Here is a 25435-nt window from a genome sequence, read left to right as displayed (position 1 = left end):
GTTTAACTAAAAATAAAGATTAAAACTCAGAGTAAGATCTAATCTGTTTTTTGACGGGGTAAAATCAGAAACCTGATAATTTGTTCCGCCCTTTAATGAATTGATATAAACAGCATTCAAACTAATACCGCTGTTTATATCTTTAAATAGGTGTGAGCTCATATATTTTGTATTCAGATTAAGTACACCCGCGGTTGATGACCAGTAGGTATAATCCGGATATATGATATTATTGGCTAATACATTATTAATAACCAGGACATTTACCTGATTACCGGCTGGCAGGCGTAATGCAGGCATTAAAGTCAGTGATAACCTGCTCTTATCTTTAAAAGAATTATAAAATGTTCCGCTCACCCCAGGCTGGATATAACTGAATACAGTAGAAATATTTGAGGCAAGATCCTTTTTATCTACCTTATCATAGCTAACATTCAGACCAAATTCTGTCTTTCTCAGAGAAACTGAATTCTTTAATACAGAATAATAGACAGCTAAACTTTGATGATTATATTTATAATTACTTAAACCATTGTATTCACTATAATTATGATCATATCCATTTTGAGATTGTATAAAAACCTGCAGCTGATGCTGATAAAGAGCTGTCTTCAATCCTCCTAGTAGCCTGGCATTATAATTATTCAGAATAAAAGTTCCATATTTTTTACTCGATGCAGAATAATCTATCCCATCAGTATTATCCTGATTCTCTTTCTTGTAATTTAAGCCCGCATTTAAATAAGCATGCTCATCTTTAAAAGCATAATTCAGGCCAAATCCAGTGGTGTGGTTTATCCGCTTTAACTTACTGGCCCCAACTTCTTTTTTAGTTCCATACCCTATAACCAGATAATTAATACGATCAGGATAATCCTGACTTTGACCACCGTACTGACGGTTTTTATAAGCAACATTGTTATTTTCTTTACCATAACCCAAAATAAATTCCCCACCTATCACATGATGTCCTGTCTTGTATAAAATTTGAGGGTTAATAGTAAACATGAAGGTCTGTATAGAAGGACGTGGATCTACAGAACGAGAAGCAGTGTTATAAAAATAATCCGCACCCGCAGCCACATAAAGCTTATCCTTTATTAATCCATAAGTTAATAAACCTCCAAAATTATAATTCAGGCGTTCATATGGCCCAGCTTTACCAGCAGCAAAATAATAAGGGGTAGCCTGGTCCGGGACTCCTTGTAAAGTCCAGGCCAGACTATCCTGCCAGCTTCTTTCAAAATTAAAATATCCTGCGACCTTAAATCTTCCCAGGTTTTTTATCCCACTTGATTGAAGTGAAACAGCATTCCCGCTCTCAGCTGTCTGTGAAGTACGAAAATGTCCCTGTTGTATATTGTAATTCAGGGAGACCACACTCATATTTTGTGTATTAGAATTGATCAATGATGCCCCATTTTGTTGAGCATCATTGATTTTACGTACGTCTTGTGTAAATAGATATATACTATCAGCAGGACCTTGCTGCTGTGCAAAGGCACCCGTAAATAACGTTGTTAAAAAAATTGAAATCAGCAGCTTCATTATTAATTGATAAATGAGGATGCCGATTTTGATGCATCTGCCATATTAAGTACACCAAAATCATTTGACGAGTTATTTGTATCTTTCAGAATCACCCGGCCATTAACCGTTTTACTTGTTTTGCGTACAACTGATTGTGAAGAATAAGATCCTTTGGTAGTGAAAGTCTCTCCTGCATCAACAACGTCATTCATATACTTAGGCACTCTGTTATTCACAGTAGTATGGTTCAAACCAACACCGTCAATCAAAACATTTACAGGAACCTGGTAATAAGTTTTTGTAGTCGCAATTATCTGATTGACATCAGGTGAGGCAAACTTTCTCCAGATCCGGGGATCAACAGCACTTTTAAAGATAACCAAACCATCGCGCCCCAATACATCGATCACAAGATCGCGATTACCACCTCTGTCAATGACAGTTAAATTAGGTACAGAAGGATTATCCAAATCTGAAGCAAGCGGACTAATATCACTTTGATTTCCCAGATAAACTTCAAAATCGGCCTTGCTCAGATCAACAGTTAAGGAGGGGTCCTTAATTGGAATTGCTTTTCCATCCGCCCCGATATAAGGTATCTTATGGTTCATTGCATTTGCTGCAATTATAATACTTGTACCGGGTAAAACAGGATATTGTTTACCATTGCCCGGAATCATAAACAGAGAAGACATATAAACGTAATCTGTATTGGCTTTACTATCGCTCATACCAATTGATTTGGTCCAGTCATACTGACCTCCTGACAAATAGTATCCTTTTGAAAAATCTACTTTATTAAGTGCAGATGAAACATTGACGGTCTGGCCGAAATATAAACTATCTGCATAAAGTGTCGCATTGGAATTATTGTAAATCTCCACAAACTGATCGCGGAAAACTGCCCCGTTAGTTACGTGTGAACCTGAATAATAAATCTGTTTAATAACCAGATCCCCCACTCTTCCTGTTTTTAAAACCATAGAGAGTTTACTATTCTGAACAATGCTCTGACGGCTAAGTATTCCATTAAAAACAACAGCCTCAGTTAAGTTAGTTCCCGCTTTAAGATTATAATCTGCAGCAGAAATAGTCTGTACAGCTGACACATCGTAATTTCCAGGTGCCACATCTTTAAATTCCACCGAACCGTCAGCACCCGCTGCCGCAGTATAAGTCTGTGTAGTGGTTAAATTGGTAATTTTAACCTGAGTCTTTTCCAGAGGCATACCCAATTCAGTGTTTTCAGCCTCATAACTTAAGTTAACATTTATGGTAACCGGTTTTACATCAGAATTGCCTGAGGTATTATCTTTTTTACAGGCCGCTACAGTCAGTAAAAAAATGAGTATTAAGAAGTAACTGTTTTTTTTCATTTTGTGTGTATTTAAATTAAAATCTGAATGATATCTCTCCCCCAACATTTACCGGGCTATTGTAAGTAGTAATAGAGTTCGAAATGCGGTTATAATATTTTGGTATAATATTTAAGAAATTATAGGCATAGACAGCAATCCTGAACTTTTTCTTCATTTCTTTTGCGATACGAAGACTTACATTGCTATAAACAAAAGGAGGAGATTGTTGAGTACTCGCTTTATTTGCCATTAATGAGAGATAGCCATAATCCGGATTATTCGGATCAAAATGATCAATAGCGTGATAATTTCCATCTTTATCCAGATAGGCAAATGGCTCAAAACTCCGGTCTAATATATTTCTTCTGTTTTTCCAGTAAATATCAACCAGTACGCTCACTACAAATCCCAATTTTGGAATGTGTGTATCTGTACTTATTTTGGTTGTAATATCTAAATTGCTGGACTTGTTTGCAGGATAAATACCATACCATGCTTTTTTTCCCTGTTCTCTGAAATTGACATCTGCTTCATAAATAGCATAACTTAAATCGTTGTATCTGGTATAACCAAAAGAAGTATTCATATTCAGAGAGGTCTGTATGGCAGTAATTTTTTTTGTACTCAGAAACCATTCTATCCCATAGTTATCAGATTGAGCAGTATTATCAATTAATCCATTAGTCAAACCAGAATACATCTTAAATTTTCCGGATTCCTGGTAAACAGGTTTTTCTCCCTGAATAGTGGAGTAAGTATATTCAGGAAGTACAATTTGCAGATAGCTTGTTCTTGCATTAAAACCATCTCTGTTTTTTTTCATAAATCCATAGAGCGATGTATTGAAAAAATGGTAGTCGGCAGTAACTCCCAGTTCAAGCTGACTTGAACGGGATGGTTTAAGCGTACTGTTATCAGGTACTATTTTCTCTGTATGCACTAAATACAGGCTTTCATTGACGCGTCCATTATAAGAATTGATCAGGGGGATATCAAAATAAGTCGGGGACGGATAACGCTGTGACATTCCCGGTGCTTTTGTAGAAATACCATAAGCCCCTCTGACAGACCATTTTTTATTCAATTGATAAGAAAGATTAATACGTGGCTGTATGCTGGCAAATCCATTCTGTATATCATATCTTATTCCGGCATTTGCTGTAAATAAACGATCAAAGAGCATATAGTCTGCCTTATCCTGCAGATAAAACCCGGCATTCATTATATTTTTCTGCAAATCAAAATTATAAGGACGTTCACTTTTAAACCCGCTGGTATTGGTGCCGGGAAATTTGGGATCAGCAATTACCCCCTGTCCGCTATTGCCAGCAGTATAAACACTGGCACCCAATGAAATTACATGGCTGATCTGACCCGTATTAAAATTATTATCCAGACTAAGATTTGAACTGAAATTATAGGGTTCACCTATAATGTGGTCTATCCCAAGATAATTCCCTGGTATAAAGTATCCTTCATAAGTTCCCGTTGTATCTTTGTCACCAATACCTTTTACAGCGTCATTGACAAAATATTGTCTGTAGCTATTACTATACCCCTTGTCAAAACTCATCCCCAGTGTAATCCTTTTCAGATAAGGGCTTTGAATCTGAAGGCTTGTTCTGTTGGAGACAGATATCTTACGGTCAAGAGAAATAACTGACTCCTGATCTGAATCATCCTCGTCTGCTCTCGCATTGTCTTTTTTATAAGAGTAATCTAATGAAACCGTATTGCGAAGATTTGGTAAAATATTTACTGACCACATTAAGCCGGTGTTAATACGCCGGTAATTTTTGAGACTGTTCCTTGGATCCTGAATACTATTCAGATAATTCAGACTAATATTTAGCGCACCAGCCTTTTTACCCAGATTAACACCTTTTGATAAGGAATAATTAGTTGAATTGCCATTTAACCGCATAGCAAATTCATAGGGTGTCTGACCTGCTTTACGCTCGATGATAATTGCCCCATCAGTCATTTCTCCATATTTTGCTGAGGCAACGCCAGAGACTACTTCAATACTTTCAATATTATCTGATGGGATATTACGTATATCCAGTCCTCCAAAAGGCGAATCATATGCACTATTGCCAATATTAGGGTCTCTATGCCTATTAATTGCCCCATTGATCATACCACGCATACCAACATTACGCGTTTGCATATTTGCATCATTTGCCTGCCTGAACCCATCTACATAAATAGCTACACCCAGAGAATTATTTGCTGCCTGAACAGGATCTGAAGACGAGGCAGATCGTAATGTGATATTTTGAAGGTATTGCAAATCAGGTGCTGCCATCTTTTTACCAGGAAGGTTATATAAAATATCTGCCAGACTATAAGCCTGAACCTGCTCGATAGCCTGCCGGTCAAAAGTAATGGCGGAGTTAGAAACATCACTCCTTTTACGCTCTGAAGAAACGACTACATTGTCTAATGTCAGGCTCAGCTCCTGCAATATAAAATGCTGAGGGACATTGAAATCTGCTTTCTGGATAGTTCTGGTAATAGTTTGCTTGCCGACAAAAGAAATCCGCAGCGTTAGTGATGCGGTTTCGGCCTGACTTTGCCGGATACTGAATTCTCCGGTTTCATTAGTATATGTACTAATTTCTCTCTCATTAATATAGACAGATGCATACTGTACCGGCCTGTTATCTGTATCTACTACTTTTCCATTTAATCTGCCCAATGGTGTTTGGGCATAACTCGCCGCGGATATAAACAATAAAAATAAAAATCTCTTCAAACTTATTTAGACTAATTCCAATTAAATTGCAAAGAAAGTAATTATTTTGATTAAATCACAGGCTGTTTAACTTATAAAACGTTTTTTATCCATTTATAACATCATCCAGTACAAGGTTCGCTTTTTCTATAACGTCTCCTCCATCCGAATAAAAAACCCATAAAGAATTATTATCCCTGCTATCAATAAATAAAAGTCTGCTATTTTCTTCCCCGATAGTTATACTGTCTGCCAGATTATCCAGTGTAAAAAAGCCACTCTCTTTTCCGTAGTCTTTGATTACTCCCTTTAAAGACAAAGCATATCCTTTTAATTGTCTGGCAGTGACAAACTGTTTACCGTCTATGTTTACGATTTCACGCAGCTCATCAGTATTAAAGATTTTAAAAGATTCCTGATCTTTAAAGATTTCCTGTACAGGTTTAACTTTTTTGCTTTTCAAATAATCCAGGTATTTCAATGGAATTTCAACTTTATCTTTCTTTAAGATCAAATTGAACTCTTTTAGGGTTTTATAGGCTTTTACTTTTTGATGAGGATTAGTCAAATCAGATGCGGTGCTTTCACCACTCACCGTATTGTAAGAAAACATCACATTACACTCAGGGCATTCTATAAACATCATTGTCATTTTCTTTGCTGTAGCATTGACAAGGAACTCCCTATCAGAAGTACTTAGCTGATCTGCTGCAAATTCTTTCCCGCAAACCCAGTCGTATGGACAAGTAATTTTCATCATTATTTGATTTAATTTGAGATAACTGGTAACGTGTTATATTCACTGATTTCATTGCAACTTAAAAATTATTCGGAACAAACCCTATTGATTTAATTTGCTTTAAAATTCAGGATTCGGCCTGCAAGCTTTAAATATATTTATATCAAGACATCTTCACACCTTCAAAAAACAGGAAGAATAAAGGCTGAATAAGCCATTTTCAGTTTATAATCCATATTTCACAAAACAGATTCACAATTAAAACCCCTGTAAATCTTACGCTTAAATAAAAAACAGGCACAATGATACTAAGATATCAATGCATCTTAGTATCATTGCGTCTTTGTATAAATACACATTGAAATGAAGATTATAGCTATTATAAACCATAAAGGTGGTACAGGAAAAACAACCTCCACCCTGAATATCGGCGCAGGTTTAGCACGTGCAAAGAAAAAGACCTTGCTGATTGATATCGATCCGCAGTCAAACTTAACTGAAGGCTTAGGTTTAAGAGATGTTAAAGTTTCTATCTATGACAGCATCAAAGACGACACTGCACTTCCTATTGAATCTATTTCTGAATACTTAGACATCATCCCTTCTTCATTAGATTTATTAGGCGCAGAAATTGAACTGGTTTCAAGACTTGGCAGAGAAACTATTCTTAAAAGGTTATTGAAAAGTGTGGAAGGAAAATACGACTATATATTGATTGATTGTGCACCTGCTTTAGGAATGCTGACTGTGAATGCTCTGGTAGCAGCCGATACTGTAATGATTCCATTAGAGGCAGAATATTTTGCTTACAGAGGGATAGACCGACTGGTATCAATTATTTCTGATGTAAGAAAACATTACAATGAGAACCTGACTATCGGAGGCGTATTTATCACGAAGATAAATCCAAGAAGAATTATCACTGAACAAATCACTGAGAGTATCAAAAAATACTTCAATGATAAGTTATTTGATACTTCAATCAGAATAAATGTAGCATTGGTAGAAGCTCAGTTAAAAGGTGTAGACATTTTTGAGTATGCACCTTTATCAAATGCTGCTGTAGATTATGCAAATCTGACAGACGAAATTATAACCAAAATATAGAATCATGGCAAAGAAAAACTTAGGTGATATAGAAGATAACAATAAAAACTTAGGAGGAGTATCTGCCCTGTTTAATTCTCCATCAAAAGATAATGGCATCAAGGACGGAAAACAAGACATTTTGCCTGATGAGGAAATTGTCACTTACCCTTTGAGACTCAAAAAAAGCTCATTAAAGGCATTAAAAATTCTGGGCGCACAAAGAGGCGTTACTGTCAAAGAATTAATCATGTCTTTAGTAGAAAAAGAATACGAGGTCTGAAAACGACAATAAAACAATTCTGAGAAGCGATAATGATATCTTAACATATCAGATCTTATCATTTCATAAGCAAAAAGCCATTTCTTTATTAAAGAAGTGGCTTTTTGCTTATCATATTTCTTTCTTCCCGAAAATCTGACAGCAGATTCCATATGCCAGTTTAAATTCCACTCTTAATTTCTTAACAGAAAGAGATATTTAATTGCGCGTCTGACACTATTATTAACAATAAATTTATCAAAAGATGATCTCTCATGCGCCTTGTAATAATCTTGCTACAATAATTTAGCGGACAATAATTTAAGAAATGCTCATGAAAAAAAACTTACTCACAGTATTGAAATTGTGTATTGCGATTGTATTTGTTACAATCAGTATGAACACATTTGCCCAACGGATCCAGTTTAAAGGAGTCGTTAAAGATGAAAACCAGGCTACGGTGCCAGGCGTCAGCATCATTATTAAAGGATCCAGGACCGGAACCTCAACCCAATCAGATGGTACTTTTACCATTTCAGCAGAAAAAGGTCAGACACTTGTTATATCTTCTATAGGATTTGTTTCGCAGCAAATCGTACTTGGAAGTCAGACCACCTTGAATATTGATTTAAGAAATGATGCCAATGCCTTAGCAGAAGTAGTTGTAACTGCCCTGGGTATTAAAAAGGATGTCCGTAAAGTGGGATATTCGGTTACAGAACTTAAAGGTGACGATGTCAACAAGGTACGTTCTGCAAACCCATTAAATGCTTTGGCAGGTAAAGTTGCCGGCCTTTCAATTGGAGCAAGTACTGAAATGCTTGGCCGTCCTGAAATTGTATTACGTGGAAGTAAAGATTTACTTTATGTGGTAGATGGTGTGCCGATCAACTCTGACACCTGGAATATCAGTCCTGATGACATTGAATCCTATACTATTCTGAAAGGCCCGAATGCCGCTGCATTATACGGATCAAGAGGAATTAATGGTGCAATCGTAATCACCTCAAAACATGGGACAAAAGACGCTAAAGGCTGGTCAATTGATTTCAACAGTACCAATATGTTTGATACTGGTTTTATTGCATTGCCTGAAAGTCAATACGAATACGGCCGCGGTACAGGTTTTAAATATGCTTATGGCAATGTGCTTTATGATAATGGACAACGTTTACCTGAGTGGGGACCCCGTTTTGAAGGTCAGCAAATTCAGCAATATGATAGTTCATGGGACCCTATTACTCAAACACGTGGTACTACACCATGGTTAGCCCGGGGAAAAAAGAACTTTGAGAATTTCATTCAGACTGGATTAACATCTACTAATAATATTTCAGTAGCTGCTTCTGGTGATAAATATGATATGCGTTTATCCTATTCACATTTATATCAGAAAGGTATCTTCCCAAATACCAAACTTAATGGTGATAACCTTAATCTTAATTTAGGTTATAACGTTAATAAAAGACTGAAAATTGAAGGAAACCTGAACCTGAGCGTACAATACACGCCAAATATCCCTGACGTAAACTACGGTCCAAACAGTTATACTTATATGTTTAAAGTATATGGTTCATCTGATTATGATATCAGAGATCTGGAAGATATCTACAAAGGCCCGCAAGGTGTTCCGAACCTAACTCAGTATTCAGCAGAATACGGACGTTTAAACAGCGCATGGTTCATGGCTAAAGAATGGTTACGTTCTCACCAGAAAACAGATGTTTATGGTTACCTGAAGGCGACCTATAAATTTAATGATGATCTGACATTAAGTGCCCGTTCACAAGTTACAACCTGGAACCAGGCACGTACAGAAAAAGTTCCGCCATCTACCAACCTGAACGATTATATCGCATGGTATAAATTTGGCTGGTATGGTGATTACCGTGAGGATAACAGAAATGTTCTGGAGAACAATACAGATGTATTATTATCCTATAATAAAAAAGTAAGCGACTGGAACTTTTCTGCATTGGCAGGTGCAAGTATGAGATCGTTTAAATATACCTCAAACTGGGCAACGACAAAGGGTCTTGCTATCCCTAAACTATATAGTTTATCAAATACGTTAGCTCCCTCATTAAATTATACCTGGGGTTCTGCAATGCAGGTTTATAGTGGTTATTATTCTGCAGATATTGGTTATAAAAATTATTTCAATATCAATACTACTGGTCGTGTAGATAACCTTTCTACCCTGCCAAAAGGAAACAATACATTCTTTTATCCTTCAGCATCGATCAGTACCGTATTAACGGACTTTGCAAAATTACCTGAGTTCGTTTCTTTCCTTAAATTAAGAGCTTCGGTAGCTGATGTGAAGGGTGGTTTAACTTCTGCAACTATTGGTTCAGCTTACATGGGTGTAACAGGTAAAACGTTAAATGCAGGTTTACTAAACTATGGTTCGGAGCTGTATACTTCTTATGATGGCCCAACTTATGCGAATCAGAATTCTTACTCTATCAATAGTTATTACAATGGTTTACCAGCTGCAAACTATTCGGATGTAATTGCGAATACGACTTTAAAACCATATAACCGTTTATCATACGAAGGTGGTTTTGATTTGAAGTTCTTTAAAAACAGGTTAGGTATCGATGCGACATATTTCAGGACTATAAACGGCCCGCAGATCTATGCTTTGGATATTGCTCCATCAACTGGTTTCAAGCAACATAACATTAATGGTATTACAACCTTAAATCAAGGTTTTGAGATCTCTTTAAATGCAGCAGTAATTAAAAATCCAGGAGGTTTTAACTGGGATATCAATGCGAACTGGAGTACTTATAAAGAAACATTGAAAGCAATATATGGCGATGAAAAGGTCTTAAACCTAAATGGCCATGGTTATAAGGTTGGTGAAAGACTAGATGCTTATTATGGCCGTACTCTGGTTAGAGATGGTAATGGTAATATCGTACATACTTCTGCCGGATTAATTTATCAGGCACCTAGTGGTGATAACCAGAATGGCTTCTTAGGTAATTTGAATCCTGACTATTCAATAGGTATCAGCAACCGTTTTTCTTATAAAAGCTGGGGATTAAACTTCCAGTGGGATGGACGTATTGGCGGTAAGATATTTGACTTTACCTATGCTCAGACTATGAATGGTGGTACAGGTATAGAAACTGCGTCAGGTGCTTTTGGAGATTCAAGACTTGCAGAATGGAATTCATTAAAAAACACAGGTACTGCTGTCCCTGCTTATGTTGGACAGGGTGTAGTCATTACCTCAGGTACACCAAAATTTGACAAAGGACAGATTACCAATTTAAATGAATTAACATTCGCCCCTAACACAAAAGCTGTAACTACTCAAAGTTATATCACAGGTTCAAATGGTCTGTATGGTAATACTGAATACTTCATGGTAGACCGTTCGTTCGCAAAATTAAGAGAAGTAAGTTTAAGTTACAGTTTACCTGAAAAATTGCTTAAAAGATCTTTCCTTAAAGCAGCAACAATAGCTCTGGTAGGCAGAAACCTGTTGTACTTTGCTAAAAGAAAAGATATGGACATGGATAGCTATGCTTCAGGCTTTAATGCTACTGACAGATCCGCAAACGGTGGTAAAGGCAATGTTGGTTTACAAAGTAGTTCAACACGTACAATCGGTTTCAACCTTACCCTAAGTCTTTAATTCTAATAAATAGCAGCTCATGAAATTCATCAATAAAATATACACTTTAAGCCTGCTTGCTTTTCTGGCAACAGCAATAACCAGTTGTCAAAAAGGCGATTTACTAAACAATCCTAATGCAGCGGGAGATGGAACATTAGTACCTCCATCATTATTATTAAACCGGATCACTTCAAACTTAATCAAGGCAGAGGAACAGCCGTTTGCACAGGCGCATCGTACCAACCAATATTATGTGAGTAATTACTCTTATTACTGGGGCAGTAATTTTTATAACTGGAGTAACTCCGATCAGCAGTATGAGACATTCCGCTATGCAGTTAAGTTAGAAGAACAAGCGGCTAAATTAGGAAATACAACAAATGCCTATTTCGCATTGTCTAAATTCTTTAAAGCATATTCAGCAATCTGGTTAAGTCAGCGGGTTGGGGATATCCCAATGAGTGAAGCGGTAAACACTACTATTTTAACGCCCAAATTTGATTCACAAAAAGAAGTTTACAGAAGCTCCTTAGCTTTGCTGGAAGATGCAAACACAGTGATGGCTAATCTTCTAGCAATCACACCAGCAAACAAAAATTTAGTTTTTGATGCACAAGGTGATGTCTTTGGTTTAACTTATATACAGTGGCAAAAAGTAATCAACACTTATAAACTGAGAGTATTGATCAGTTTAAGTAAACGTGCTGATGATAATGCCGATTTAAATGTAAAAGCGCAATTTGCAGCAATTATCGGCAATGCTGCAAAGTACCCTGTAATGGAGGCTATTAATGATAATATGCTTTATAAGTATAATGCTTCTTTTAATCCTTACCCTGTTTTCACCAGTAAATCTTATAGTTATGGAGTCAACATCTCTAAAACACTATTAGATATTACAACCTCCAGTGAAGATCCGCGTACATTTGTATTTGCAACACCAGCGCCGGCCCAATACAAGACTGCTGGTAAAAATGTGGGCGATTTTAGTGCTTATGCAGGTGCAAGTACCAATACAGACCAGGCAGTACTTTTTGCAGGAACAGACGTTTTAGGTAGCACTTCCGCAGATAAAGGAGCTTATTCTTATATCAACTTCAAACGTTATTTTTCTTCACAGGATGGTTCTACAGCTGAACCTTATATCCTATTAGGTTATCCGGAAATGTGTTTCAATATTGCTGAAGCGATCAATCGCGGCTGGTTAGGCGGAGATGCAAAAAGCTGGTACGACAAAGGTATAAATGCATCACTTGGCGTTTATGGTTTAACTAACGGACAGGTTTTCCCTGTAAGTGACAGACTGGGTGCTACAATTGCAACAACTGTAATTGACATTCCAAGATTCCTGGCGAATCAAAACGTAGCTTACAAAGGAAACAGTGCAGATGGTTTAAAACAGATCCTGACTCAAAAATATGTATCGATGTTTTGTAACTCAGGTTATGAACCATTTTACAACTGGCTGAGAACAGGCTATCCTGCATTTGCTGAAGGCGGTGTTGGTATTGGAACTCCAAACAATAAACTTTCCCGCAGATGGATGTATCCTCAAAATGAGATCACTTATAACAGTGCAAATTATCAGGCATCAATTCAGTCACAATATGGAGGAAATGATGATATAACCAAAGATACCTGGTTGAATAAATAAACTATCAAAATACAGGTATAATGGAGATATCTCCATTATACCTGTTATAAATTAGTATACGAACAATGAGAAAAAACATCATTCTATTTTTGGGTCTTGCTTTTAGCATCCAGATGGCAAATGCATCTGTAACTGACAGTACTAGGGCCGTTGCCGTAAAAGGTGCAACCAATTTCAGGGATCTTGGCGGTTATACAACCAAACAAGGTAAACAGGTAAAATGGGGTAAGATTTATCGCTCAGGAGAAATCAGCAAATTAACTGATGCTGATCTTGTACTTTTAAACCAGAGACATATTAATTTCATCGTTGATTTCAGAGGAAATGATGAAGTTGCAAAAGCTAAAGATCGTTTACCTCAGGGAGCGGAATACCTGCAATTGCCGGCCGGAAGTGAAAACCTGGGTAACTGGATGGCCCAACTGGGTAAACTCAATTCGGCAGATTCGCTGATGGAATCTTTTTATGGACAGACCAGTCATTTAAAGGCAAAGTATAAACCATTTTTTCAGGCGCTTTTAAAACAGTCTGATTCTTCTGCACTGCTTTTCCATTGCACAGCCGGGAAAGACAGAACCGGGATTGGCGCTGCCTTATTACTTTATGCATTAGGTGTACCTGAAGAAACTATTCTGGATGACTATTTACTGAGTAATGAATTCCGTAAAGAAGAGAATGAAAAAATGGTAAAAGGTATGGTAAAAATGGGTATTAAAGAACAGGTCGCAAAAGATTTAGCGGGTGTAAAAAAAGAATACCTGATGGCTACTTATCAGGCTGTTCTTTCTGAATATGGTAGTATGGACTCTTTTCTGGAAACAGAAATGGGACTGAGTGATTCTGATATCACGAGCTTACGTGAAAAATACACAAAATAACCTCTCATAGCTACAGCCGGTAACCTGGCTGTAGCTATTATAATCAGGAAGAAGCGGTAGGATTATAGCCGAACTGCTTCTTAAAGGCAAATGAAAAATGTGATAAATTTTCAAAGCCTGCTTCAAAATAAACATCAGACGGCTTCTTTTTCTCTTCAAATATCTGGTAGTGGGCAAGCTCCAGTCTCTTTTTAGTCAGCCATTTTTGCGGAGTAGTATTAAATGCCTTTTTAAAATCCTTTTTGAATGTGGTAAGGCTTCTGCCGGTTAGGTATCCAAACTTTTCTAATGGCATATTAAACATGTAATTCTTACTCATAAAATCTGCAAGATCAATTTTACCCGGTTCTTCAAAATGCCCAAGAATATGATCCACACCCCGGTCAAGGGTACGCAGAATAGAAATCGCCTCGTATACTTTACCATCAGCAATCTCTGCCGGCAATTCACCTTTTAAAGTGAAATAAGGCAGTAAAGAATTAAATAAACTGTCCAGCAAAGGGTGCTGATCAAATATTTTGATTTTAGGTATCTCTTCTTTGCTGTAGTTTAATTGATGGGAAACATAGTATTTTTGAAGAAATCCGGGCCTGAAGAAAACAGAAATGGCTCTATATGGCTCTCCATCCACAGGATATTTAGTCACCTTTGCCAATTGATTCCTGGAAATCAGCATGGTATCTCCTGCACCAAAAACATGAGCTTTGTCTGAATGAACAATCCTGGTCCCTCCTGATACAATTTTGATGAGCACATGACAATTGATCATCATTTTCTTGCTATAGTACTTCTTTTCTATACAGCTAAAAAAGAAATCTGCCCTGGAATCCAGATTTGTTATCTCCATCTTTAAAGTTACGTCAGAAACTCTTTATATGGAAACACCAGTAATCTTTTCACTCAGCTTCCAGAGTTGCAGGGCTATTTCAGGATCAACTGCATGCGGCATTACACCAAAATTCCCTTTAGCATCTGCCCCGCTTAAAGGGTCCGGTACCAGATTGGTAACAATTGATGCAATATTATTATTTTCACAATAAACACCTCCTATTCCCTCTAATATTGGACTGGTAGCACACCAGATACTGGTTGAAGCCCCTTGTTCAACAGTTTTCATCTGTCTCAGTGGATCAAGGACCGGATTACCCTGTTCGTCTACAATTCCAGCTTTAAAAAGATCGTCCTTACCCAGATAACGGCCAAGATTCGTATTGACAATGGTTCCGGGATGTACAGAAAAAGCATGTATCCCATTCCCTTTTCCTCTTTTATCCAGTTCAAGTGCAAACAGGATATTGGCAGTTTTTGATTGCCCGTAAGCCGATAAGGGAATATATTCACGGTTCTCAAAATTAAGATCTTCGAATACCACCGGAGAATAACGGTGCCCTCTGGAGGATACCGAAACTACTCTTGCACCATTTGCCTTCATTAAAGCAGGCCATAAGCTTAAAGTCAGTTGAAAATGTCCAAGATGGTTGGTAGAGAATTGTGATTCATAACCCTTTGCATCAAACTGAAGTGGTACTGCCATGATTCCTGCACTATTAACCAGGATATGTAATGGCCTGCCGGATGCAAGAAATTTATTGGCAAATGCATCAACCGAAACCGGATTCATCAGTTCCATTTCTTCGATTTCTACATTTTTAATATTTTTCAATGCTTTAGAGGCTTTAGCATAATCACGGGCAGGGACAATAATCCTTGCACCCGCAGCACTAAGTACACGAACGGTTTCCAGACCAATCCCCGAATAACCGCCTGTAACTATAGCAGTTTTTCCGGAGAGGTCAATACCACTGATTACTTCTTCGGCAGTAGAGGCCGCATTAAATTCAGTGTCGACAGGACATTGAATAACCGGCAGATGAGTTTCTGAAAAATTGTTTGATTTCATAATCCAAAGTTACCTGGGCAAATACAATTACACTTTGTTCAAAAGACGCATTTCACTTTGTTTAAAAGGCGCATGATCTAAATTAACGCTGATGAATATTATTGAGCTGTCTTAAAAATACTCCGGCTAAACCGCTGCATGACACTGACGTCCTGAATAATGATTTCTGCATCGGCCATCATCCCTTTTTTCAATTGAATACGGCCTGGTAAATCAGTACTAAAGTCAACCCGGGAAATAAAGGTACTATCATCCTGAGGGATCTGATCAATGGATTTAATCCTGCCTGTAACCATTCCATAGGTCTCAAATGGATATCTTCTGAATTTAATCAGCACCTTCTGCCCCTCCTTAACCTTAGCCAGCTTACTTTCCGGAACTGACATCTCCCCATAAAATATTTTGTCCGTCTGTGAGTCTATCTTCATTGTTGTTTTAACCATATCCGGATATCTTATAAATGCTGATAATCCAATGATTAAAAATAACAACACAAAAAATATGAATATACCCCAGCGAAGTACCCAGGAAGGAACACTGGTTATAATATGCTGTATTGCAGGGCTATGAATTACATCCTGCTCATTTTCCTTTTTTATAGATGCCATTTCCGAATGATAATTATGTGCCTAATTCCAGCTGATTTTTGACTAATAAATAATAAGCCCCCTTTAATTGCGTCAGCTCCTGATGTGTGCCCTGTTCAATAATACTTCCTTTATCCAGTACAATGATATTATCAGCATCCTTAACCGTGCTTAATCTATGCGCGACAATAATTACCGTACGGCCAGTGAAAAATTCTTTAAGATTATTCATAATTACCGACTCATTATTCGCATCGAGCGAATTGGTGGCCTCATCAAAAAAGATATATTCCGGATCTTTGTAAACAGCGCGCGCTATCAGCATTCTCTGCAGCTGTCCCTGACTTATTCCGTTTCCCTCAGCACCAATTTTAGTATTTAAACCCAGAGGTAAACCATCAATAAAATCCTGGATATTAGCTATTTTAATAGCATGCTTCAACTTTTCCTGATTAGCCGGACTTTCTCCCACAGCAATATTATGCTCAATAGAATCAGAAAATATAAAGCCATCCTGCATGACCACGCCGCATTCGTTACGCCATGTTTTGTAACTGATATTATTTAACGATGCTGTCCCGATCTTTATTTCACCTTCATCTGGCTTATAAAATCTTAATAGTAATTTAAGAATGGTCGTTTTTCCACTGCCACTCATTCCTACAATTGCCGTTGTTTTACCTTGTGGAATATGCAGGTTAATATCCTTCAATACGGGCAGGTTTCCTGTACCCGGATAACGGAATGATAACTGATTAATATGAATATCTTTATGAACCGGGAGATCCTGATTCCATTCTTTACCAGGCAGTTCTTCATCCTCCATCTGATAAATCTCATTTAAACGTTCTAAACTGATTCTCGCATCCTGGAAACCTTGTATAAAACCCAGCATTTGCTCAATAGGGCCATTAAGTTGTCCAATAATATATTGTACAGCAACCATAGCTCCCAAAGTCATATCTCCATCAATAACAGCCTTAGCGCTTAAAAATGCGATGAGTAAGTTCTTTCCTTCATTAATTAACGTTGATCCGCCCTGCTGATACTGGCTCAGCGTAAGGTTTTTCACATTGATATTAAATAAACTGGCTTGAATATCTTCCCACTCCCATCTTTTCTGCTGTTCACAATTGTTCAGTTTGATTTCCTGCATACCAGCAATCAGCTGTACTACATTGCTCTGGTTTTTTGCCGAAATTTCGAAGCTCTTATAATTTAATTCTTTGCGTCGTTTTAAGAACAAAACTATCCAGCCCATATACAGCATACTGCTGATCAGAAAAACAAAAAAGATAGTACTATTATAGTAAGCTATGACTATCGAAAAAATTAACAGGTTAAAAATAGAGAATAAAGTAGTTAGTGCAGTTCCGGTTAAAAAGGTTTCTATTTTCTTCTGATCATTCATGCGCTGCATGATATCGCCAGTCATTTTCGTATCAAAAAAGACCATAGGCAGCTTCATCAGCTTAATAATGAAGTCTGTGAGAATAGATATATTGATACGTATACTGATATGCAATAATATCCATGACCTGATAAAATCTACACTGATACGCCCAATAATCAATGCCCCCTGTGCGATCAGTATAATATAGATAAAATTAAGGTTGCGGGTATTAATTCCGATATCTACGATCGATTGTGTTAAAAATGGCGCAATCAACTGTAATAAACTTCCCGCAGCCAGACCGAAAAGCAACTGGATAACCAGCTTACGGTAAACCATGAAATATTTGAACAGAAATGACCAGCGGACCTCACTCCCGGCCTCATTGGCATTCTCATAGAATTGAGGTGTTGGGGATAAAAGTAGGGCAAGACCTTCATCAGAATCTTCATTTTCTACCCAATTGCGGGAAAAATCCTCTAAATTCAGTTTAATATGCCCGGTTCCTGGATCAGCGATATAGAATTTATTGTTCTTAATTTTATAAAGTACAACAAAGTGGTTCTGCCGCCAGTGCAAAATTACCGGCAGTTCACATTCTTCTAATCCTTTGATACTGGTTTTAACAGCATCAGTATCAAAACCAATCTTTTTTGCCGCATTATAGATACCTAATAAGGATACTCCTTCTCTATTAATTTCACAGTATTGCCTTAATGTCTGTACTTTAAAATTACGTCCATAATGCCTGGCAATCATGCGCAGGCAAGTTGGACCACAGTCCATCAGATCGAATTGTTTATAAAAGGGAAAACTCATTAATCGCGTCGTAATTGATTTTTAGTTAGTATTGGACAGTAGCTGCTTTGTATTGTTTAGTTGAAATAGCAAGCTGCGAACTGTAATATTTTTCCAGAAAATGATAAATAACCAATTCATGTTTCCGCTGGTTATTTACAAATAGCCGGTTCAGATACATATGCAGAAGACTCCGCATTAATTCATCAGGCGCATTTACATTCCCCATTTTAAACAAGATAAGATCTTTAATGGGAAGGTTCATCTCAGAACGTTTTTTATAAATGGCAACCGCTTCTTCAATCTCATTTAATTCATCAAACGCAGGATTCATATGCAAAAAGATACTTTTCTGTTTTTGACGGTACTTCTCATTTAATTGTTTTTGTAAACCCGGACTACTGCCAAACTCCATAAAATAGCCCGACTGAAGGGTTCTTAATAAGTCTCTTTTGGCAGCAATTGTATAATCAAAATCTGTTAACAGCATATCAATTCCTCTAAGCGCAAATAGAAACCTATACTCCTCAAGCTCCGGGCTGTCCAGCAGTTTGGTAAACCGCATAACAGCTAAACTATCATTAAAAAATATGGACTCCACTTCTTCTATCAAATGAGCTTCATAACGCTCCAGTTCTCTTGAATAAGTATCTAATGTAACTTTGCTGATCAGTCTGTTCATCAAAAGAGGTTGAAGAACTTCCAGAAATTTCTTTTGGACAATCAATTGCTTTTCTGGCTCAGCATTATAAAACCTTATCCGGATATGAGAAGATTCATCAAAATACCTGATGAAATGAAACTTCTCAAATAACTTTTGCCTGATCCCCTCTTCTACAAATTCTTCAATTTCTTTTTTCAGCAGTTTTTCACCAATAGTTGGCCCGCAATAAATTTTAAAGTATAACCATTCACTAAATGGTGAAAATTTCCGCTGGACATGATTTTCCGCTTCCGTTTTTTCCAAAAGATAAGGTGATCTGGCAGATTCTCTTTTTAAAGGGATTATTAATTCATTTGTATGAGGGTTGCCATTGCTATCATGGACAATGCAATTTTGATCCGTAAATAAAAATTCCTCCAGCTGGATACTATCATGGCGCTTTAAATAATGGATCAGTAGTTCAGTACCGAAAGGATGGTCCAGATCAATTAAAAGCTTGTTATCACTTTCAGTATACGTAATTTTTTGAGGGATATTGAATTCTGCTCTCAACTGCTGACAGTAGGCTGCATAATCAGTTTTTTTTACAGGGAGACTTTTTAATTCTTTCTTTTTAAGTATCCATCTTGCTTTTCTGAGCACAAGATTTTTGTAAACTACCCTTGGCAGATAATTTAAGGTTGATAAAACTCCCCAGTCCCAGGCATCAGGCTGTGCCTGCCCCTGTGTCTGCAAATCGCATAAAAATTTATAAACCGGCAGACTTCTAAAAGAAAAATTATGAGCAGAAGTCAGTTTAGGTATAATATATTTATCATGCTTTTTACTTCTCAGAACAATTCTGTTGTTTTTAATGCTTACCATAATTTCCTCTGCAGGAATTTGATTTTCTGATTTTATACCAGACCGGCCTATATAGGGTATCTCATAACTACGCAGCAGAGGGCGTAAGAGAACATTTCCAATTCTGGCCTGTGGCAAATGAATAATCTCTGCATAGATATGATCAGGAAATTCCTTTTCTTCTTCTTTTAATAGCTCTTGCGTAAAGTCTCTGAGCTGAACATCACCATGCGTAAATCTGGATAAAAGATTACCAGAAGAAGTGCCTCCCAGACTGGAAAGTTCGAATATGAAATTTTCTGCATCCAGTTTACCTCCCGATTTCAATAGACTACCCATCAGATGTAAACTGCCAGAAAATCTGTAGCTGTCTGTTAAAGGTTTAAATGATTTTAACTCTTCCTCTGTAATCTCGATATACTCCCTTTTATTACTGAGATAATCGTTATGTTTAGTCAGCACAAACTGTTGTATATAGCCAAATTTCACTTGCTGTTTGGTACCTGGTTCTTTGATAATGAGATCATCAATCAAACTGTTATCACCGGTTGATGATTGATCATTTCCAGCATAACCAACACCTAATTCTGCATCCAGCGCTAGTGACAAAGGAACTTCTTCGAACTCATATTTTGCCAGAAATCTATCTTTGAAGCTATTCAGATCTCTATTTTCAATTAAATTACTTAAGGCGTATAAGTCATCTGCCTGTTGAGTAATACTATCGATAATTTGCTGATCAATTACCTGTTCCTTTGTTTCAAAAAAGAGATCTGTCTGTAATATATTAGCAGGGATCTGTATAGGGAATTCAAGTTCCTTCAATCTTAGCTCTATCTCTTTGTAATACTCAACGCCAGCCCTGGGATTTTTGATCAGCCGCTGAATCTCTCTGAATTTCAAAAGCAATTCATCAGGATGTTCCAGTTTTTCAAGTTTGTCAATTAACTGGTCCAAAGGCTCGTCTCCTGTAACACAGGATTCCAGATCTGATAAGATCAATTGTGAATCATATAGCTCTGTAATAAACTCAGCCGCATCTTCATGACTTATATTTTCGGCAGTCATGAGCAGCTGTACCAGACTTTCAAACTCAGCACCCTGATAGGCCTGATTCAAAATAGCCGAGATATAACTGGTTTTTTCTACAGAAGTCAGTTCATACTCGCGCTGATTATCTTTTAAAGAATAAGCGGCATATCTAAAGCTATGAGGTAATTCATATAGACTATTATTCGTGAAAAATCTAAGCTGATTTACAATTTCAGGGATTTTTGTCAGATAAATGATTATCTCTGTCAGATAGTTCATATCTAATCTGACCCTGCGGATATGCTGATCAGCAGAAGCAAGCAAAAGACTGGTTTTCTCTTCTTGAATTGCAATGAGTTTAACACCTGCCAGAGTTCCATATGGAGTACACCTGCTACAGCTGCGCAACCAGTATTTAGCAAAAGAGAGATCCAGTTTTTCTCTTTCTTTCTCTGAAAGCCCCTCTCTTTTCAAAAGTTCTTCCCAGAATCCGGGAGATGACAAGTATATTCCTTCCTGAAATAAGGTTTGCTGGTCTGCTGAAAAGTCATTTGCTGCATTCAGACTCTGCAATGGAGCGCGTAATAAAACAGAGGAATAGCTTTTAATCATATATTTTTAATCATTAAGCATCAGGCAATAGTCCCAGCTAAAATCTCCGGTCAGGTAACTGATCAGCACTAATCCAATACCACTTACGCCATTTAACAGGCCAAAAGAATTCATATGTTTTCCGCTTTCAGTTGGTGCATAGGCTTTATAACCTGCAAACGCATCCTCATGTATGGAGAAATCTAAGGTCTTCTGTATCCAGAAATCACAAGTCTCCTTAAAAATATCATTTTTTGTATAGTGCCACATTTTATTGTAGATATGTGCAATACCGGCGCTTCCGTGACAAATACCTGCATCCTTAACCAGAGTTTCTTCTTCAGTTCTCCTTTTAGAAGTGTGTATGAGTATCTCTGTTGCAAATGCTTTTAATTCCAGCTCATCAAATGCCATACCCGCCTGATAAAGTATAAATCCTATACTCAAATCACCATAACACCAGCCTACCCGGCTAAAACCTGTTGATTGCTCGTCAATAGTCAGGATATTCGGGAACATAGATCTTTTTGTATTTTCCCTGACATTGGATTTCAGAAAATCTGCAATATCCAATGCAAGCTTCTTTGCTTCTGCAGTGCAGATATTTTTCTTATAACATTCTAAACAGAACTTTAGGATACTGGGTAAGCCATGTGCCATACCAAAATTAACTTTATTCAGTACGGGCATTTTTTTAACCAGATCATAATGGGCAATAAACATTTTATCTTCTGAGGTATAAGCGAACTGATACAGCAATTGGAAGAATGTCTCCTGAAATCCGGTAAATTTGTTTGTCTTTCCGTACAAAGAATGATAAGCCATTCCAAGAGACCCATGAAGAAAATCATGATTTCCTTCTTTCAGGTATTGGACAGCCAGCTCAAATAACTCAGGATCATCGTCGCATAACAGTTCAAGATCTTCATCATCCAGGATATCTTTAGTGTGTAAATAAGAGAAAAACCAATTGATACCTGCCTTACCTGAAGAAAAAAAAGGGCTGTTACTGCCAATTGAATTTTCTGAAAATCGTTGAAAACTGTTTTCAAACCGGGTAATGTGATCAGGGTTGTTCCCCGAATATCCGATATAAAACTGATCGAACATACAGCATCCCGCTTCTCCATCGTAAAGTGCTAGTTGAGAATAATCGCGAATTTTTAATGATGAATATATTTTATCTATTGTCGTTTTAATTTTTTCTTTCATTCTTAAACCAATTGTAGCCGGATCATGTGCATAGTATAAAAAAGCCAAACTAGTTTCTTATTCGAACAGCTATAAGACAAAGACTGTATGAATGAAGAATAGTCAGTTTATAAGCTGACTATTCTTCGTTAAAATGCGTCTAAACGCAAATTCGTAAAATGCTACCGGTTAGTTTTCTTCCGGGCAAATCACTTCTGAAAAATCACAGCAAGTTCTTCTGGTGGCTGTAGTAACAGGAATTCCACCATAAGCCTGACCCATTTGCTCCGTGGTCAATGAAGCAACTTTTTCTTTTTTCAAGCGAAGTTTTTCTGAGTTTACTTTAATTTTTTTCATTTGGTAATGATTTTAGGTTAATTGATATAATTTTATTGATCTAAAATATTGTTTTTTTTCGAATATCAAAAGATGTCATTTTTTTGTTACAAAAATATCAGCATTGTTTAAATTGAATTATAATCAAAAATGCCTTTTCCAGAAGATTAAGGCACATTTACCAGGAATATTAAAAAATATTGTTTTCATATTACTCTTCTTATTTAATTATAGCTTTCATCATAAAACTCATAAACAGCTCATAATGTGATACCTAACAAAATATCAACATTTCAATCTCTAAGTATAATTACGGACAATACACTGTTCATAATCGAACAGTATATTGAATTAGATTTCTACAAACTGCGCTGATTACAAGCAGAACTATATTTCAAATGATGGCATGAAGTTTCGCCAGGTATTCACGACAATAAACTCAAAAATATGCTTCGTAACATCTTCTTATTCCTGCTGCTTGCTTCGTCATCTGCTTTCGCTCAGCAAAATGTTCCTGGGAAACCCCAGAAAACCAGTTCCTCTGCCAGTAAAATATTGCCAGCAGATTTATACCATGAAATACTCCGTGCAGACAGCTTATTATTTCATGCATTTAACAATTGTGATACGGCCACCTATAGAAAGTTTATCACAGAAGATCTTGAGTTTTACCATGATCAGGGCGGACAGACGATTGGTGCGGACAATGAACTTAAATCAATTAAAGAAATGTGCGCAAGGGGCCATCATATGCGCAGGGAGCTGATCAGGAGTACATTGGAAGTTCATCCGCTAAAAGGATATGGAGCAATTGAAATTGGCAGTCATACCTTTTACCATACGAATGAGGGGCAGCAGGAGAAAATAAGCGGCACTTACAAATTTGTACAGATCTGGGAGTTTAAAGATGGATTTTGGAAACTAAAAAGGGTAATTAGTTATGATCATTCCAATGTACATAATGATTAGATTTCTATAATAAATCAATATAAGATTTATATATATCTGCTTTTACACAGATTTAGCTCATTATTATGGTAGCTTTAGAAAATCTATCCCACCTTATCTTTAACAAGACGATCTTTTAATTAAGTATATGAAAAAAAACGATTCTGATGAATTAATCATTGCTAACAGGGAGATTGCATTTCAAAATGAAGAAAAGGAAGATCGGGCAGCAGAATTAGTCATTGCAAACAAAGAACTGCTTTTTCAGAACGAAGAAAAGGAAAACCGGGCAGCAGAACTGATCATAGCCAATAAAGAACTTGCTTTCCAGAATCAGGAAAAGGAAAACAGGGCAGCAGAATTGATCATAGCTAATAAAGAACTTGCTTTCCAGAATCAGGAAAAGGAAAACAGGGCAGCAGAATTGATCATAGCCAATAAAGAACTTGCTTTCCAGAATCAAGAGAAGGAAAAAAGAGCAGAAGAACTAATCATTGCAAACAGAGAACTTAAGAATGCAGAAGATGATATTCGTAAGTTAAATGATGAATTAGAACAAAAGGTAATTGAGCGGACCGAACAGCTGGAGTCTGTAAACAAGGAGCTGGAATCCTTTTCCTATTCTGTATCCCATGATTTACGTGCCCCAATCAGGGCAATAAATGGCTACACAAAAATTATAGTAGAGGATTATGCTGAAAAGTTCGATGAAGATGGAATAAAAATTCTTCAGTCCATTATTAACAATTCAAAAAAGATGGGCCTGCTGATTGATGATTTACTTGCATTTTCCAAATTAGGAAGAAAACAGGTAACCGTCTCAGAGATTAATATGACAGATCTTGTGAATGCAGTCCGCGAAGAATTAGTATTTGAGGATGCTGAAAATATCCCTGAATTTGAGATGGGTCATCTTCCATCAGCCTCAGGAGATAAATCCCTGATCAAACAGGTATGGATCAACCTGGTTTCCAATGCCATAAAATATTCCAGACATCAAATAAAAACAAATATTGAGATAGGTGCCTATACAAAAGATAACCTCGAAATTTATTATGTAAAAGATAAAGGGGCTGGATTTGATATGCAATACTACGACAAACTTTTTGGGGTATTTCAAAGATTGCACTCTCAAGAAGAATTTGAAGGCACAGGCATAGGCCTTGCCATTGTACAAAAAATAGTGCACAGGCATAATGGAACAGTATGGGCCGAATCAAAATTAAATGAAGGGTCTTGTTTTTATTTCAGCCTGCCGGGCATAAACCATTAAA

At 37.0% G+C, this 25435-nt stretch carries 18 protein-coding genes; 7 read left to right on the top strand and 11 right to left on the bottom strand.

Annotated elements, in window-relative coordinates:
* Window positions 1-6: 6 nt before the first annotated feature.
* The 4 genes from HDE68_RS01650 to HDE68_RS01635 form a co-directional block, all read right to left on the bottom strand.
* A complete protein-coding gene (locus tag HDE68_RS01650) occupies window positions 7-1548 on the bottom strand; it encodes a DUF6850 family outer membrane beta-barrel protein (protein ID WP_183878265.1) in 1542 nt (513 codons plus the stop codon).
* Between the two features lie 2 nt (window positions 1549-1550).
* Window positions 1551-2906, bottom strand: a complete 1356-nt coding sequence (locus HDE68_RS01645; RefSeq protein ID WP_183878263.1) for a DUF4876 domain-containing protein — start codon at window positions 2904-2906, stop codon at window positions 1551-1553.
* Between the two features lie 16 nt (window positions 2907-2922).
* The gene (locus tag HDE68_RS01640) at window positions 2923-5646 is read right to left on the bottom strand and encodes a TonB-dependent receptor (RefSeq protein WP_183878261.1); all 2724 of its coding nucleotides are present in this window, start codon (window positions 5644-5646) and stop codon (window positions 2923-2925) included.
* A gap of 85 nt (window positions 5647-5731) precedes the next feature.
* Complete coding sequence (locus tag HDE68_RS01635; protein WP_183878259.1) at window positions 5732-6385, bottom strand: hypothetical protein; 654 nt, start codon at window positions 6383-6385, stop codon at window positions 5732-5734.
* A gap of 342 nt (window positions 6386-6727) precedes the next feature.
* On the opposite strand from HDE68_RS01635, the gene HDE68_RS01630 reads away from it, so the two are divergent.
* The 5 genes from HDE68_RS01630 to HDE68_RS01610 all read left to right on the top strand — a co-directional run bounded on the left by HDE68_RS01630 (window position 6728) and on the right by HDE68_RS01610 (window position 13878).
* Complete coding sequence (locus HDE68_RS01630; RefSeq protein ID WP_183878256.1) at window positions 6728-7471, top strand: ParA family protein; 744 nt, start codon at window positions 6728-6730, stop codon at window positions 7469-7471.
* Between the two features lie 4 nt (window positions 7472-7475).
* Window positions 7476-7733 (top strand): hypothetical protein, encoded by a 258-nt coding sequence (locus HDE68_RS01625; RefSeq protein ID WP_183878254.1) that lies wholly within the window; start codon window positions 7476-7478, stop codon window positions 7731-7733.
* Window positions 7734-8046: 313 nt separating this feature from the next.
* The gene (locus tag HDE68_RS01620; RefSeq protein ID WP_183878252.1) at window positions 8047-11364 is read left to right on the top strand and encodes a SusC/RagA family TonB-linked outer membrane protein; all 3318 of its coding nucleotides are present in this window, start codon (window positions 8047-8049) and stop codon (window positions 11362-11364) included.
* A 19-nt stretch (window positions 11365-11383) separates the two neighbouring features.
* On the top strand, window positions 11384-13000 hold the full coding sequence (locus HDE68_RS01615; protein WP_183878250.1) for a SusD/RagB family nutrient-binding outer membrane lipoprotein: 1617 nt from the start codon (window positions 11384-11386) through the stop codon (window positions 12998-13000).
* 65 nt (window positions 13001-13065) lie between these two features.
* The gene (locus HDE68_RS01610) at window positions 13066-13878 is read left to right on the top strand and encodes a tyrosine-protein phosphatase (protein ID WP_183878248.1); all 813 of its coding nucleotides are present in this window, start codon (window positions 13066-13068) and stop codon (window positions 13876-13878) included.
* 43 nt (window positions 13879-13921) lie between these two features.
* On the opposite strand, the gene HDE68_RS01605 is transcribed toward HDE68_RS01610, so the two are convergent.
* The 7 genes from HDE68_RS01605 to HDE68_RS01575 all read right to left on the bottom strand — a co-directional run bounded on the left by HDE68_RS01605 (window position 13922) and on the right by HDE68_RS01575 (window position 23234).
* Entirely contained in the window at window positions 13922-14725 is an 804-nt protein-coding gene (locus HDE68_RS01605) for a helix-turn-helix domain-containing protein (RefSeq protein WP_183878246.1), read from the bottom strand.
* Window positions 14726-14749: 24 nt separating this feature from the next.
* Window positions 14750-15778: an SDR family NAD(P)-dependent oxidoreductase gene (locus HDE68_RS01600; protein WP_221300646.1), complete on the bottom strand. Its 1029-nt coding sequence runs from the start codon at window positions 15776-15778 to the stop codon at window positions 14750-14752.
* A gap of 98 nt (window positions 15779-15876) precedes the next feature.
* Window positions 15877-16386, bottom strand: a complete 510-nt coding sequence (locus HDE68_RS01595; RefSeq protein ID WP_183878244.1) for an HlyD family secretion protein — start codon at window positions 16384-16386, stop codon at window positions 15877-15879.
* A 13-nt stretch (window positions 16387-16399) separates the two neighbouring features.
* Window positions 16400-18577, bottom strand: a complete 2178-nt coding sequence (locus HDE68_RS01590) for a peptidase domain-containing ABC transporter (protein WP_183878241.1) — start codon at window positions 18575-18577, stop codon at window positions 16400-16402.
* Window positions 18578-18602: 25 nt separating this feature from the next.
* Window positions 18603-21707 carry a lantibiotic dehydratase gene (locus HDE68_RS01585; protein ID WP_183878239.1) on the bottom strand — a complete coding sequence of 1035 codons (3105 nt, stop codon included), beginning with the start codon at window positions 21705-21707 and terminating at the stop codon, window positions 18603-18605.
* Between the two features lie 6 nt (window positions 21708-21713).
* Complete coding sequence (locus HDE68_RS01580; RefSeq protein ID WP_183878237.1) at window positions 21714-22946, bottom strand: lanthionine synthetase LanC family protein; 1233 nt, start codon at window positions 22944-22946, stop codon at window positions 21714-21716.
* 120 nt (window positions 22947-23066) lie between these two features.
* The gene (locus tag HDE68_RS01575) at window positions 23067-23234 is read right to left on the bottom strand and encodes a class I lanthipeptide (RefSeq protein ID WP_183878235.1); all 168 of its coding nucleotides are present in this window, start codon (window positions 23232-23234) and stop codon (window positions 23067-23069) included.
* 426 nt (window positions 23235-23660) lie between these two features.
* Between HDE68_RS01575 and HDE68_RS01570 the strand changes: the two genes are divergently transcribed.
* Together HDE68_RS01570 and HDE68_RS01565 are read left to right on the top strand one after the other, a co-directional pair.
* The gene (locus HDE68_RS01570) at window positions 23661-24182 is read left to right on the top strand and encodes a nuclear transport factor 2 family protein (RefSeq protein WP_183878233.1); all 522 of its coding nucleotides are present in this window, start codon (window positions 23661-23663) and stop codon (window positions 24180-24182) included.
* A gap of 127 nt (window positions 24183-24309) precedes the next feature.
* Window positions 24310-25434: a sensor histidine kinase gene (locus HDE68_RS01565; RefSeq protein ID WP_221300645.1), complete on the top strand. Its 1125-nt coding sequence runs from the start codon at window positions 24310-24312 to the stop codon at window positions 25432-25434.
* The last annotated feature ends 1 nt before the right edge of the window (window position 25435 follow it).

It is taken from the genome of Pedobacter cryoconitis (assembly GCF_014200605.1).
Lineage (GTDB): Bacteria > Bacteroidota > Bacteroidia > Sphingobacteriales > Sphingobacteriaceae > Pedobacter > Pedobacter cryoconitis_B.
The sequence above is the reverse complement of the archived record's forward strand: the minus strand, read 5'-3'. Positions and strand labels throughout refer to the sequence as shown.